This is a genomic window from Cohnella sp. LGH, from assembly GCF_017671885.1.
Taxonomy (GTDB): Bacteria; Bacillota; Bacilli; order Paenibacillales; family Paenibacillaceae; genus Cohnella; species Cohnella phaseoli.
The window spans coordinates 6,307,002-6,320,932 of sequence record NZ_CP072117.1 but is presented as its reverse complement, the minus strand read 5'-3'; the positions used below and the strand labels follow the sequence as shown (position 1 = coordinate 6,320,932).

Genomic DNA, 13,931 nt, shown 5'->3' with positions numbered 1-13,931 from the left:
AACGAATCGGACATACCGCCATTCTCCGAATGCCCGCTATTCCATACAATATAGGGATGAGGAGGCGTTGCCGCAATGAGTAAAAAGCCAAACATTTTGTTGATCACGAGCGACCAGCAGCATTGGAATACGATCGGCGCCTTTAACGATGAGATCCGCACTCCGAATCTGGATCGCCTCGTTCGGGAAGGAACCGTTTTCAATCGAGCGTATTGTCCGAATCCGACATGCACGCCAAGCCGCGCATCTATTATAACGGGACAATATCCGAGCCAGCACGGCGCATGGACGCTGGGCACGAAGCTGCTGGAGGACCGCCGCTGCGTCGGAGAAGATTTCAGCGAAGCCGGCTACCGGACGGCGCTGATCGGCAAAGCCCACCTCCAGCCGCTGCGCTCGACCGAGGAATATCCGTCGCTTGAAGCCTATCCGGTGCTGCAGGACTTGGAATTCTGGGAAGGCTTCGAGGGTCCCTTCTACGGCTTCGACCATGTCGAGCTTGCGCGCAACCATACGAACGAAGCCCATGTCGGACAGCATTACGCGCTATGGATGGAGGAGAAGGGCTGCGCCAACTGGCGCGATTATTTCCTTCCCCCAACAGGAACGATGGACCGCTCCGTCACCTACAAATGGCCGATACCCGAACAGTATCATTATAATACGTGGATCGCGGAGCGCACGAACAACCTCCTGGAGCAGTATCGGAACGAAGACTCCCCGTTTTTCCTGTGGGCCAGCTTTTTCGATCCGCATCCCGAATATCTCGTTCCCGAGCCTTGGGATACGATGTACGATCCCGAGTCGTTGACGATTCCCGGACTTACGCCAGGGGAGCATGACGCCAACCCGCCGCATTTCGGCAAGACGCAGGAGGATAATCCGGACTTCTCCGACCTGCTCGAAAGCGGGTACGGCATTCACGGCTACCGCTCCCATCTGTACTACGAGTACGGGGACAAGTTCAAGCTGACGGACGATGATCGTAAAAAAATCGTATCCACCTATTACGGCATGATCAGCATGATGGATCGCGATATCGGTAAAATCTTGGACAAGCTGGACGCGCTCGGGCTGGCAGAAAATACGATTGTCGTGTTCACGACCGACCATGGGCATTTTTTCGGTCAGCATGGCCTGCAAGCCAAAGGCGGCTTCCACTACGAGGATTTGATCCGGCTGCCGTTTATCGTTCGCTATCCGGGGCAGGTTCCCGCGGGCGCGACGTCCGATGCCATTCAGTCGCTGGTCGACCTCGCCCCTACTCTGCTGTCGCTATGCGGGCTGCCCATTCCGCACGCCATGACCGGCGTCGATCAGAGCGGCGTATGGAAGGGCGTCTCCGGATCGGGTAGAGATCATGCGATCTGCGAGTTCCGCCACGAGGCGACAACGATCCATCAGAAAACGTACGTAGAACAACGCTACAAAATTACGGTCTACTACAATCAAACCTACGGCGAATTGTTCGATCTGTTGGAGGACCCCGACGAGCTTCGCAACCTGTGGGACGATCCCGCGCACCTGGCGCTGAAAATGGAGCTGCTCCTCAAATACATCTGGGCCGAGCTCGGCAAGGAGCCGATGCCGATGCCTCGTATCTGGCACGCTTAGACGACAACCTTGAGACAAATATCGAAGCGTAAGTATCTCCAGCCGCTGGCTAGAAAGAGATACTTACGCTCTATTTTCCTACGACTGACCTGTCTCTTAACGGTCTGAGAGACCGTTGCACAAGCAAAATCGAGCGGCTAGCTGCCTCTAACGGTCTGAGAGACCGTTAAACGAGCAAAACCGAGCGGCTCACTGCCTCTAACGGTCTGGGAGGCCGTTAAACGAGCAAAACCGAGCGGCTCACTGCCTCTAACGGTCTGGGAGACCGTTGCGCAAGCATAACCGAGCGGCTAGCTGCTTCTAACGGTCTGGGAGACTGTTGCGCAAGCATAATCGAGCGGCTAGCTGCCTTTTACGGTCTGGGAGACCGTTTGCCCGGGCGAAATCCGGCGGATCGCCTCCCGCTGCCGCGAGAGCTACTCGACCAACCGCCATTTCGTCTGGTTTGAGGTGTTCGTCGTCGGCTGCAGACTCAGATTCGCCCCGTATGGGTACGAGGTCAGCACCTTGCCGGAGCTTCTGTGAATCAGCCGGACGTAGCCGCCGCCCGCATCGGTCTGACTCCACTGCACGTTGTGCCCCGTCCAAACCGGATCGACCAAATTCAGCTTATTGCCCAAGGCCGGATCGCTGTGCAAATATTTTCCCGTCCGCTTATGCTTGAGAATAAAATACACGCCGTCGACGTCGATTTTCTCCCAGGCGGATTCCGCACTTAATTTGTCGCTCATATAGAAGTATTCATCCTCGTAGCCCACGCTCAGGAAAGTGTCGATCGGCGCGAAGTCCTTTTTGAGCCCCAATCCCGTTCCGTTGTTCTGCGCGGCCTTCTCGACCTTGCCCGCCGCCGTGTCGATAGACAGCTTTGGAAACCAATCGAGCTTCAAATTCGTATCGCTGACGAAATTCAGTTTATGCCATACATATTTTCCGTAGTTAAAGTGCTCCCCGAACGCTCCCGCATGACGATCTGTCATGTAAATGTAGTCGGTGCCTTCCGTTCCGGAAACGGGAAGGATGAAGTTGCCTTGGCCTTCGAACGTGGAAGGACTGCCGATGTCGTAGAGGCTCGACCAGACTGAAGCGATATTCGTAGAGTAAGCGTACTTCGCCTGGTTATACGACCAGCCGGTTGCGCCGGAGGTAAGCAAATAATAGTAGCCGTTGCGCTTGACCATCGCGGGAGCTTCACGGTAGTTGCCGGGAAACAGCGTCGCGGTCAATGCGTCAATCTGCGTGTAGTCGGCGTTCAGCCGATAGACGTTCAGGTCGGCGTTGCCTCTGGCCGAGGAGATAAAGTACGCCGTCCCATCGTCGTCGACGAACAGCGTTGCATCGCGGGATTGGTGCTCCACCCCGCCCGCCTCGGGCCGAAAATGGCCGAGAAATTCGTAATCACCGTCCACTGTGTCGCTAATCGCAACGGCGGCGTGGGCCAGCGAATAGTTGGCTCCGTTCTCGTAGTGCATCCACATGACGAATTTGCCCGTTGCCGCGTTGTAGACGATTTTCGGCCGTTCGATCTTGCTCCAGTTTAGTTCCGGGTGAGAGCCCTGCGTGAGAACGGCATGGACGAACGTCCAGCTTTTCAAATCCGTCGAGCTGTAAAGATTAATCTGCTTAAACGTCCACCCTGCGTCTTCGTTTCGTTCGACTCCATACCAGTAGTACACGCTGCCAACCTTGATCGCGCCTCCGGCATGGGCTTGAATGACGTTGCCCGACATATCCTTCCACTGATTTGCATTCACGATCGCGACCGCGGCCGCCTGAACGGCTGCTCCCGGCATCGTAGCGCTCAATGCGACGACCATCGCCAACAGCAGCCCCCATAAAGCTCTACCTCGTACCGTCAGTTGTGTCCTCATTATGAATTCCCCTTTCGGATTAGATTCCCCCCTTGATTGTAATCGCTTCCATTTCTGCGTTTTAGTCAAATCTTCGGCATAATTGGCTCTTTCTTCGTTTTCTTGCTTTCCGATGAAAATCGTTTGTCGGCTTCACAAGGTTGACTGCATGCCAGCTTGTGGATCATCCGATTGAAACCGATCGAGTTTCAAACCGTAATCATCTTTATGGAACAAACGCGAGTGTCGGGTCGACAATTCAATTCGTCGAGGATTCGCGAAGGAGTCAGCAGCAGCCCGCTCCAATAAAAAATACCGTCGGCTTTTGACGGTATTTTGATCTCTTATGCGATTTGATTTTACTTTCTTCTAGACCAAGGCGATTTCGCGAATTTGCACGTTTCTGATTTTGGACAAATCGATGAACTGCTCACCCGCCTTCACGAGCGGGGCCTCCATGTTGTGGGGATTCAGATAGACGACTTCGGCGGCTCTGCCGTCCGTTAGCACGACCTGCCTGCCAAGCAGCTTCTTCATCAAATTGTCCAGAAACAGAGATACGATTTGCGGATTCAGGTCGCCGAACTTGCCCTGCCTCATCTGTGCGACGATTTCGTGAAACGGCGTCGCCTCTCGGTAGGGCCGTTTGGAGGACATCGCGTGGAAAATGTCGGCGATCGCCACGATAGCGCTGAACAGATCGATCCGGCTCTTCTCCAGACCGTACGGGTATCCCCGTCCGTCTTCCCGCTCATGGTGCTGTAGAGCGACTAGCGCCACGCGGGGGTTGATTCCCGCAGCATCCTTCAGCAGCTCGTATCCGTACACAGTATGCTTCTTCACGATCTCGAACTCTTCGTCGGTAAGCTTGCCGGGCTTGTTCAGAATCGCCGAGGGCACTTTCACCTTGCCGATGTCGTGCAGCGTGGCCGCAAGGGAAAGCGTGGACAACTCCTCCTCGCTCAAATTCATCCAGCTGCCGATCAGCGTCGCGATAATGCCGACGCCGATGTTATGCTCGAACGTATAATCGTCCTTGGCCTTAACGATCTCGAACAGCTCGAACAGATCCGGATTGCCGGACAGATCGCGGACCGCAGGCAAAATCTCCTGACGAATGTTCGTCAGCGGAATGCGTCCGGAATCGGAGATAGACTCGAACAATTCCTTCGACCTCGTCACGGTTTGCTTCAACAGCTTACGGTTATGCGAGCTAGCTTCCCGCTGTGCGGGGAGCGGCTCTAGCGCGAGCGTAGATTCATCGATTCTATGATTATACAAGAGCTTGACGGAGTCTTCATTCAGCACAGTCTTCGCCGGAATAATCGTAACTCCGTATTTGTTGATCACATCCGCTAGCACTTTTTGTCCGATTAGATGCTCCATGTATACGCTCCCAATGTCAATTCTTAGGATGTATCATACCATAGATTCAGTCGGAAATAGGAGGAAAATTTTAACCGATTGCTTAATCGGCGCGTTAATGTGTTAAAATTCTGGTTAATCCAACAAGAAGGAGCAGCTTATGTTTATCCTAATTGGACTGTTATTTCTAGCATTATACGGCGTTCTCGTCTTCTATATCGGTTGGAGCGGCTGGACGTGGATGAAGCCGATGGTCTCCGCCAGATTTAAATGGCTGTACGTCGTCGCGCTCGTCTTTCTGGCCTCGTCGTTTATCCTCGGCCGCTTCGTCGGCAATTTTCCCGCGCTGGGCATCATCGGCTCTTACTGGCTGGCCGCTTTCTGTCTGCTGCTTATGCTGCTGCCGATCGTCCATCTCGGAATTTGGCTGTTTCGTCTAACGAGCCTGCCGAGACATCGCGTACAGAAATGGGCCGGCTCTCTTACCCTGCTCATTCTCGTATCGCTGCTCTCTTACGGAAAGTTTAACGCATACAGCCCCGTCGTCCGCACTTATGAAATACGCATCGATAAGCAGGCCGGCGATCTTCGGGAGCTGAAGGTCGTCATGGCGGCGGACATGCATTTCGGTCTGCTCTCCGGACAAGCCCACGCCAAGCGCATGGTCGAGGAGATCAACGCGCTGAAGCCCGATCTCGTGCTGTATCCGGGAGATATTATCGACGACAATCTCGACGTGTATCTCGACAAGGGCATCGGCGAAATTATCTCCGGCGTGCAGGCGACTTACGGTGTTTACGCATCGCTCGGCAATCACGACAAATATAAAGGCCGGATGGAGGAGCTGATCTCCGCTCTTGAGCAGAGCGGGATGGACGTGCTTTACGACGAATCGATCTCGTTGGACGGCAAGCTGACGTTAGTCGGTCGCAAGGACAAGACGGAAAGCGACCGGGCCTCGCTTGATTCGCTGATGACTGACCTTCCGCGCGACAATCCGATCTTGCTGTTGGATCATCAGCCCTACGGGCTCGATATTGCCGCCGAGAACGGAGTCGACCTGATGGTCTCCGGACATACGCATCGCGGTCAGATCGCCCCTGCGCACCTGATTACTAGAGCGATATACGAGAACGATTGGGGCCATGTGCAGAAAGGCGAATTCCATTCCATCGTCACGTCCGGCTACGGCTTCTGGGGACCGCCGATACGCTTGGGCAGCCGCTCGGAGATCGTGCAAATTAAGATTTCTTTCGCGAACGGCTGATCCTGTGCTCGGCGTGTTGGCTGATCCGGGATTCGGCGTATCGGCCTGATCCGGGACTCGGTGTGTTGGCTGGAGTGGACAACGGCGGGGCGATGGAACTCTATTTGGTAACCTAGCAGCGTGCTCTAGAAATAACGTAGCGAAGCGGCCGTATAATTTGTAGGCGATTGAGAACCACCATTTTTACAATCGCGGTTTGGACGCTCTAAGCTTGGCCAACACACTTGCAGCCACATTACGTTATTTCGGGATCGCTCTACTAATTCTCCGGCGGGAAGATTTCGTTCAGCGTTAAACTGAGGCAGGCCACGGTTGGCGAGGTCAGTGTTTGCTCCTCCGTCAGCGTCGCTACCGCCGCATATTTCCCATCCAGACGAGCAAACTGCTCTACGAACCGGTGAACGGGATCGACCAGCCAATATTCGCGCACGCCGAATTTCTCGTACCCGTTCTTCTTAAGCGTTTTGTCCCGATGTCCCGTGCTCGAGGATAGAATTTCTACAACCAGATCAGGCGCGCCGTAGATGTATCCGTCCCGGATAATTCCGCGATTCCAATTGGCAATATAAATCAAGTCCGGCTGAAAAATATTGTTCTCGTCGAAATGAACATCGAGAGGAGCGAACAGTACCTCTCCGTCTGCCGCACAGTCTTTATGAAAAGCAAGATAGAGTTTCGCTAGTATCCGTTGATGCGCATATATTGGAGACGTCAGGAAATCATACCGCACTCCTTCGATAATCTCGTATCTCTCGTCGATCAGGTAGTTTTCCGGAGTCTCCTTCACTTTCCCCTGTTTGTCCTTGGCTTCGCTCTCGTCGTTCCCCTCGTCCTCCCGTAAAATGTCGCCCAACTTCAAGTTGAGACAGGGTACGGTCGGCGAGGTCAGTGTCTGCTCCTCCGTCAGTGTCGCCACCGCCGCGTATTTTCCCTCCACAAGCACGAACTGTTCCACGAGCCGATACACGAGATCTACTATCCAATACTCGCGCACGCCGAATTTCTCATAGCCGTTCTTCTTAATCGTTTTATCCCGGCTTCCCGTACTTGCAGATAAAATCTCTACAACCAAATCGGGCGCGCCATAGATGTACCCATCCCGGATAATGCCGCGATTCGCGTTGGCAATATAGATCAAATCCGGCTGAAAAATGTTGTCCTTGTCAAAATGAACATCTAGCGGTGCGAACAGCACTTTCCCCTCCCTCAAGCAGTTGGTGCGAAAAGCGGCGTACAGCTCCCCTAGCGCCTGCTGATGCGCATATACCGGAGACGAAAGGAAATCATACCGCACCCCTTCAATCATTTCATACCTTTCGTCAATCAGGTAATTTTCAGGATCTCTGGCTTGGCTTCCATCGTTCCGTTTATCCGTCATCCCCTCGGCCTCCTTTGACTTACAATCCTCCGATGCCTTTCAGTTCAAAGCCAACAGCCTCCGAACCAGCTCATCCTTGAATAGGTCGCTAACCGGGAACGAGACGCAAGGCAGCTTGTCCGACGACACGCGGTCGTCGTTCTCGAACAAGTCGCGCAGCTCATATTGCAGCTCACTGTTCAGTTCAAACCGTTCCAACGTCTGCGCCACAGGATCAATGATCCAGTATTCTGGTACGCCGTGCCTGGCATAAATCTGGAATTTGCGCTGGCGATCCCTCTTACGAGAACCTGGAGAGAGCACCTCGACGACGAGATCGGGCACCCCCTCCACTCCGCGTATCGTCACGATGTCGGCGCGGCTGCGATGAATCATAATTAAGTCCGGCTGAACGACGTTCGTTCGGCTCAAAATGACGTCCAATGGAGCCTGCAAAATAAAGTACTCGGAGTTGCAGCCCTGCACAAGAAGATGCAGAGCCGAGCCGATGACCTGATGAACGGTGGACGGCCCCGGAGACATCAGCTCCAGTTCCCCGTCAAGCACCTCGTAACGCAGTCCGTCATCCGGCATTTCCGCATAAGCCTCGTAGGTCACCGGATGCTCCATGATCCGATCCTTATTTGTTTTTTTCCTCGCCATCTACTTCATCTCCCCGCTCAAATTAAAAAACACCCCGACAAAGCCACACATTCCCGTGTCCGACTTTGGCGAGGTGCTTCCCCGTTTCCTATATTTCCAATTATGCCATTGCTATCAGAATACTGTCAACGCTTGTCGAATCCGTTCATCAGCCTCACCTCAATACACTACCGTCAGCGCCATCCACATTTTTTCGATTGAAATAGCCGTTTTTAAGAAACTAATGAGATGAAAATAAGAAGAAAAACAGGGCCGGTCGAGATAAGATGAAGGAAATGAGCTTTGGGGGAGAAAAAATGACATTGCGCCGATATCCATGGTTGAAGTATGCGGACGATTTGCATGTCGAGCAGTTGCAAGCTTACGAGGAAGGATATGATACCCAAGGGTTGGAAGCGGAAATTGCAGCCATTCAGGCACTTGAAGCTTCGGAACCGGAGCGCGAGGAACGAGCAGGCCGATTGCTGGATCGTACGGCTCAGCTGCCAAGAAGAAGCGGATATGCCTATCGCGAGCCTTCCGATCTCGAGGGCATCCAACTGGAAAGACCCGATCTCCGCTTTCCCGTAATGAAAGCTCCGACCGGACGGCAGCTATATGACAAACTTTACGGGGCTTGGCTCGGACGCTCGGCAGGTTGTTTGCTCGGCCAGCCGGTGGAAGGCTGGAAGCGCGAACGGCTGCACGGGTTCCTTAAAGAAACGGGCAACTATCCGCTGCAATCCTATATGTCTTCGGATGTTCCAGAAGCGCTGATCGGCAAATACGAGATTATAAATGAAGGGCAAGTGTACGGCAGCAGCTCTATTAATTGGATTAACAACGTCCGGCACATGGTCGAGGACGACGATATGAACTATACGATTATCGGACTGTCCATTTTGGAAAAGTACGGATTCGATTTTACGCCGGACGACGTGGCGGATTCGTGGCTGATGAACTTGCCGATTTTACGTACTTGCACGGCGGAACGAGTCGCGTACAAAAACTTGGTGAACGGCATCGAGCCTCCTCGGTCCGCTTCCTGCCGCAACGTCTACCGGGAATGGATCGGCGCGCAGATCCGGGCGGACTTCTTCGGGTATGCAAACCCGGGCCATCCGGAGAAAGCGGCGGAGATGGCTTGGCGGGACGCCTCAATCTCGCACGTGAAAAATGGGATTTACGGTGAAATGTGGGTAGCGGCCATGCTGGCGGCTGCAGCCGTGACGGACGACATCGAGCGGATCGTTCAAGCGGGGCTTGCGGAAATTCCGAAGCAGTCCCGATTGGCGGAAGATATCCGCACAGTGCTCAGTTGGAGGCGGGAAGGCATTGGCTGGGAAGAAACAATAGAGCGGATCCATCTTCAATATGACGAGCATAAGTCGCACCATTGGTGCCATACGAATCCGAATGCAATGATCGTCGCTATGGGGCTGCTGTACGGAGATACGGATTTGCAAAAGTCGATCGGACTCGCGGTAACGGCCGCATTCGATACGGATTGCAACGGAGCCACCGTCGGCTCGATCGTCGGCATGATTCTCGGAGCGCAGGCGCTACCGGAAAAATGGATCGCTCCGTTAAACGATAAGATCGTATCCGGAGTGGACGGCTTCGGACTCGTGAAGATCTCGGAGCTGGCAGAGCGGACGGCGGCGATTGTCTCGACGAATCCGTACGTTCAGATTTGATCAGCCGATGCAATCGTTGAACAGGCTCTAGTAAAAACCTGATCGCGCTAGCCAATGGTGTGGCGATACAAAAAAAGGCCGCGAGCGGCAGAGGTGTTCCCTCTGTTCGTTCGCGGCCTGCTTCTTATCCCCCGATCATGCGGAAGTCGATCGGACCCGGTGGCGGAAACTTCACCTTCGCTTCGGTCAGAAGCGCGTCCGACAGCTCCGTTCCCCGCTCCTGCGCCAGCTTCGTCGCATGATACTTGTACCACAGATCGATGATCAACACCTCGCCTTCGCGAATGATCGCGAATTCGGTTTCGAACAGCCTCTGCATATACTCGTCCTGGCCCAGTTCCAACGCCGCCGCTCCGACGACGATCCGAATCCGATCGCCCCCGGCCAACTCGTCCGGCAGCGATTCGTAGAGCCGCCACGCCCGTTCGTACTCCCCGCGCCGTACGAGCAGCTGCAAATACTCCTCGGCGAAAGCGCGATCCGGAAAGCCGTTGGATACGAGATAGGCTTGTTCATAGCAGGCTGCCGCCCGCTCCTCGTCCTCCTGACGCACGGCAAGCCGGGCCAAGTTCCGGTAAGCCCATGCGGAAGGACGAAGACGAAGAGATGTCTCCCAAGCCGCCTTCGCCTCCTCCTCCTTGCCGACCTCCAGCAGCATCACGCCATAATGAAGATAGGCCGTCCAATTCCGTCCCCGGCTGTCCTCCGTGCGCAGACTCGTCTCCAGCAGCTCGCGCCATTCGTCCTGCACCATCCAGGACGCAGGAACGTCCCATGCAGCCGTCTCCGGCATTCGGCCTTCCCTCAGCAGAGCCAGCCATGCATGCTGCGGCTCGCCAAGCGCGCCGTCCGGGAACGAGAGTCCTTCGGGTACGGAGCGACCTTCTCTCTCGGAACGGCGAAGCCGCTCCAGCGCGCCCCAGCCCGATCCGGCATGCAGCGGCTCGCCCGCCTCCTGATCCGCATGCCCCCGCAACCGCTCGTGAATCGCATAGACTTGCTCTTCGTTCAGAAGCGCGTCCACCGTTCTCTCCACAGTCGCCTGCGCCTCGTGCCAATCCGCTGCCTGCGCTTTCTCCGGATCCACCTGATCCATGCCGATTAACTGCGTGAAATCCCACACCGAGTTCCCCGGCATTTTCAGACCGTGCAGCTGCGTCGGAGCGAAGCCTCCCTGAACTTCCACGTAGCCGCCCTCTCCCGGCTTCGCCAAAAAGTCGCGCCAACGCTGGCCTCCCGCATGGTGGCCCCAGCAGAACATTTTGCGATAGCGCAGCCGGGCTGTAGAGCGCTCGTAGAACAGCCGCCCGTCCTCATAAGCGACCGCCTCCCACGGAGAGCGGCATTCCTCCGGCGTCAGGAAGAAATATTCGCTGGAAAACGGAAATTCCAGCGGATAGGATGCGTCCCCGCCGGGCAGCGAAGGCAGGCTCGGCAGCTCGCCGACGCCGTGGCCGCTCAGCTCCGGAGAAATGTAGATCGCCTTGCCCGTCGCCGCGAACACCCGGCAACGCTCCGTCTCCTCCACGGCGATGTTCGTCCACCAATACATCGGCACGGAACGCTCGTTGTCATTGATAATGCGAACATAGATCTGCAGCTCCTTCGCTCCTGGAGGCAGATGAAAATCGATCTGCCAGAACACGTTGCGGCAGCGCTCGTAGTCGTACATCCGCACGAATTCATGGCCGTCGCGATCGCGCATTCTGGCCGTATGGATGGGCGAGCACGTCCCGAACGTATGACCGACCTGGCCGATATTCCATTCGATGCCGCCCGAAAACCAGGCGTTGAGAATCGCCAGATTGGCCGGCTGGAACGCCGGGTTTCGGTACAGCACGTCCCGGCCTGTCCGCCGATCCTTTAGCGCATACAGCCGTCCCCCGTATTCCGGCAGAAATACGGCCCGAAGCAGCTCGTTTTCCAGCACGATCGTCTTTAGCGCCATGGGTCTTCTCCGACGCGTATAACGGTCCTGCATCCGGTAAGGCAAGTAGCGCTCGCCGGTGTCGTCGCCGAAGCCGGTCTTCAGCTCGGGCGTAAAGCTGCCGTCCTCGATAACCTCCCGATGCGGATTGCGACTCGCGAACATCGGCAGCGGGTTCTCCCCCTCGAGCGGCGCTCCTTCCAGCTCGACAATGGATGTGTAAACCTTCATTCTGGCGATCTCTCCTCCTTATAGGTAATTCACAAACCCGATTTTGACTGTAGTTCTACCCCTTAACAGAACCGATCGTAATGCCGGCGATAATTCTTTTGGACACGAACAAGTAGACGATAAAGCTGGGCAGGAACACGACCATACACGCCGCGAAAATGCCGCCGTAATTCCCCGTGTTGGAATAGCCGTAGACGATCGACTGAAGCGCTAGAGCGAGCGTCCGCGTGCCTTCGTCGTTGGCGAAGATCAGCGCGTAGAAGTATTCGTTCCAGACGCCCAGGAAGTTGAAGATCGTCAACGTAATGATGCCCGGCTGCGCGACCGGCAAAATGACCTTCACGAACGCCTTGATCGGGCCGCACCCGTCGATCGCCGCCGACTCCTCGAACTCCTTCGGAATCGACGAGAAAAATCCGGTGAGGAAAAACACGCCGAAAGGCACGTTCGTGCAAATATAGATCAATACCAGCGTCGCAATCGAGCCGGTCAGCTTCATCCCGACAAACAGGGAAAACAGCGGAATCGAGATCAGAATGCCCGGAATCGACATTGCGGACACGAACATCAGATGGATCATCCCGGAGCCCTTGAACTTGACCCGTCCCAAAATATAAGCGGCGGGCGCGGCGACCAGCACGATGCCGGCGCATGAGGCGACGGTATAGATGATACTATTCAAGAAATAGCGACCCATCTCCTGCTGCTCGAACAGATCGGTGTAGTTGGAAAATTGAATGCCGCTGCCTAGCAGCGTATTGGTGAAAATATCCCTCGTCGTGCTGAGCGACGCCAGAATCACCCAGCCGAACAACACGACGGAAAACGCCAGCCAAGCCGCCAACGGTACATAGGCAGGAAGCAGCTGCAGCCCTTTTTTGCGCAATGGATTCGCCTCCTCGCTTAATATTCCAGCCGCTCCTTAGGGAACAGGCGGCCGATCAGTACAGCGGCGAGGATCGTCGCAACCGTAATGAGAATGCCGACGCCCGCGCCCGCTCCGACGTTGAACGACTCCTCCAAATACACGCTGCCGCCCTTGCCGAACACCTTCTGGTACATGTAATAGCCCGGGGTCACCGTATGCGGATCGTCCAGCCCGAACGTCGCCGACCAGACGAAGAAGTTGAACGCCGTAATCGTCCACAGGACAAGCGTCGTCCGGAACACGTCGCGCAGCAGCGGCATCGTAATTCGGATAAACTTCGTCCAGACGCTTGCTCCGTCCAAAGTCGCCGCCTCATAATAATCGGTCGGAATTCTTCCGATGCCCGCGTTCAATATCAGCATGAAATAGCCGATCGATCCGAAGCTGAACGCAATGATCATCGAGTAGTAGATATGCTCGTTATCGGTCCATTGGATTTCCGCCAGCTTCGTCAGCCCCAACTTCTCGAACAGCGTCGTCAGAAACCCGTAGCTGGAATTGAAGACGTAATGCAGCCAGACGACGGACAGAACGACGGCCGAAACCGTGTTCGGCAGGAAGATCAGCGAACGCCAGAAGCCCTTCCCGCGCACATCCGAGGTCAGAATCACCGCGAATAGAAAAGCGAACGCGAAGATTAGCGCGCCCCCGATCGCCCATATGCCCAACACGTTTTTCACCGAATCGAGAAAATAAGGGCTGCGCCACAGCGTCGCATAATTGTCCCCGCCAATGAATGTCCACTCCGCCACCTTGCTGGACAGCGAAGGAATATCGTAAAAGCTCATCGCGAACGTCCGCAGCGTCGGATACAGGAAAATGACGAGGTAGATCGCGACGGCCGGCCCCAAAAACAAGGCGATGACCGATTTCTTCAGCTTCATGAGACACCTCCCGTTTGAAACTCTTGCAAGTCGGCTTACAGATCACGCAGCGATTGGCTGTTGGAGAATCGGATGCAAGCCCTCAAACTCATCCATTATAGCGGAGATCAAATTGTACGATTTGTCGTACAATTCTATAAAACCGATCTTTCTAACGCTGTATTTTGTACGA

General features: G+C 55.1%; 10 protein-coding genes. 3 read left to right on the top strand and 7 right to left on the bottom strand.

Going from position 1 to position 13,931, the window contains the following annotated elements; translation table 11 throughout:
* Window positions 1–75 precede the first annotated feature (75 nt).
* Window positions 76–1,614 (top strand): sulfatase family protein, encoded by a 1,539-nt coding sequence (locus tag J4772_RS26360; RefSeq protein WP_209072073.1) that lies wholly within the window; start codon window positions 76–78, stop codon window positions 1,612–1,614.
* A 416-nt stretch (window positions 1,615–2,030) separates the two neighbouring features.
* Here the strand turns inward: J4772_RS26360 and J4772_RS26355 are convergent, their stop codons facing one another.
* Window positions 2,031–3,482, bottom strand: coding sequence for a family 43 glycosylhydrolase (locus J4772_RS26355; RefSeq protein WP_209072072.1), 1,452 nt, complete (start codon window positions 3,480–3,482; stop codon window positions 2,031–2,033).
* A 348-nt stretch (window positions 3,483–3,830) separates the two neighbouring features.
* Window positions 3,831–4,847 (bottom strand): HD-GYP domain-containing protein, encoded by a 1,017-nt coding sequence (locus J4772_RS26350; protein ID WP_209072071.1) that lies wholly within the window; start codon window positions 4,845–4,847, stop codon window positions 3,831–3,833.
* Between the two features lie 139 nt (window positions 4,848–4,986).
* Here J4772_RS26350 and J4772_RS26345 point away from each other — a divergent pair, with 139 nt between their 5' ends.
* Window positions 4,987–6,093, top strand: coding sequence for a metallophosphoesterase (locus J4772_RS26345; RefSeq protein WP_209072070.1), 1,107 nt, complete (start codon window positions 4,987–4,989; stop codon window positions 6,091–6,093).
* 259 nt (window positions 6,094–6,352) lie between these two features.
* Here the strand turns inward: J4772_RS26345 and J4772_RS26340 are convergent, their stop codons facing one another.
* Together J4772_RS26340 and J4772_RS26335 are read right to left on the bottom strand one after the other, a co-directional pair.
* Complete coding sequence (locus J4772_RS26340; protein WP_209072069.1) at window positions 6,353–7,471, bottom strand: Uma2 family endonuclease; 1,119 nt, start codon at window positions 7,469–7,471, stop codon at window positions 6,353–6,355.
* 39 nt (window positions 7,472–7,510) lie between these two features.
* Window positions 7,511–8,113: a Uma2 family endonuclease gene (locus J4772_RS26335; RefSeq protein WP_209072068.1), complete on the bottom strand. Its 603-nt coding sequence runs from the start codon at window positions 8,111–8,113 to the stop codon at window positions 7,511–7,513.
* A 296-nt stretch (window positions 8,114–8,409) separates the two neighbouring features.
* Here J4772_RS26335 and J4772_RS26330 point away from each other — a divergent pair, with 296 nt between their 5' ends.
* Window positions 8,410–9,789 (top strand): ADP-ribosylglycohydrolase family protein, encoded by a 1,380-nt coding sequence (locus tag J4772_RS26330; protein WP_209072067.1) that lies wholly within the window; start codon window positions 8,410–8,412, stop codon window positions 9,787–9,789.
* A gap of 124 nt (window positions 9,790–9,913) precedes the next feature.
* Here J4772_RS26330 and J4772_RS26325 read toward each other — a convergent pair whose 3' ends face one another.
* The 3 genes from J4772_RS26325 to J4772_RS26315 are packed head-to-tail and all read right to left on the bottom strand — an operon-like array spanning window position 9,914 to window position 13,759.
* Complete coding sequence (locus J4772_RS26325; RefSeq protein ID WP_209072066.1) at window positions 9,914–11,947, bottom strand: DUF5107 domain-containing protein; 2,034 nt, start codon at window positions 11,945–11,947, stop codon at window positions 9,914–9,916.
* 55 nt (window positions 11,948–12,002) lie between these two features.
* A complete protein-coding gene (locus J4772_RS26320; RefSeq protein ID WP_209072065.1) occupies window positions 12,003–12,833 on the bottom strand; it encodes a carbohydrate ABC transporter permease in 831 nt (276 codons plus the stop codon).
* A gap of 17 nt (window positions 12,834–12,850) precedes the next feature.
* Window positions 12,851–13,759 carry a carbohydrate ABC transporter permease gene (locus J4772_RS26315; protein WP_209072064.1) on the bottom strand — a complete coding sequence of 303 codons (909 nt, stop codon included), beginning with the start codon at window positions 13,757–13,759 and terminating at the stop codon, window positions 12,851–12,853.
* Window positions 13,760–13,931: the final 172 nt, after the last annotated feature.

Coding starts and splice junctions, on each gene's coding strand:
- J4772_RS26330 (WP_209072067.1), top strand. CDS start 8,410: ATGACATTGCGCCGATATCCATGGTTGAAGTATGCGGACGATTTGCAT.
- J4772_RS26325 (WP_209072066.1), bottom strand. CDS start 11,947: ATGAAGGTTTACACATCCATTGTCGAGCTGGAAGGAGCGCCGCTCGAG.
- J4772_RS26360 (WP_209072073.1), top strand. CDS start 76: ATGAGTAAAAAGCCAAACATTTTGTTGATCACGAGCGACCAGCAGCAT.
- J4772_RS26355 (WP_209072072.1), bottom strand. CDS start 3,482: ATGAGGACACAACTGACGGTACGAGGTAGAGCTTTATGGGGGCTGCTG.
- J4772_RS26315 (WP_209072064.1), bottom strand. CDS start 13,759: ATGAAGCTGAAGAAATCGGTCATCGCCTTGTTTTTGGGGCCGGCCGTC.
- J4772_RS26345 (WP_209072070.1), top strand. CDS start 4,987: ATGTTTATCCTAATTGGACTGTTATTTCTAGCATTATACGGCGTTCTC.
- J4772_RS26350 (WP_209072071.1), bottom strand. CDS start 4,847: ATGGAGCATCTAATCGGACAAAAAGTGCTAGCGGATGTGATCAACAAA.
- J4772_RS26335 (WP_209072068.1), bottom strand. CDS start 8,113: ATGGCGAGGAAAAAAACAAATAAGGATCGGATCATGGAGCATCCGGTG.
- J4772_RS26340 (WP_209072069.1), bottom strand. CDS start 7,471: ATGACGGATAAACGGAACGATGGAAGCCAAGCCAGAGATCCTGAAAAT.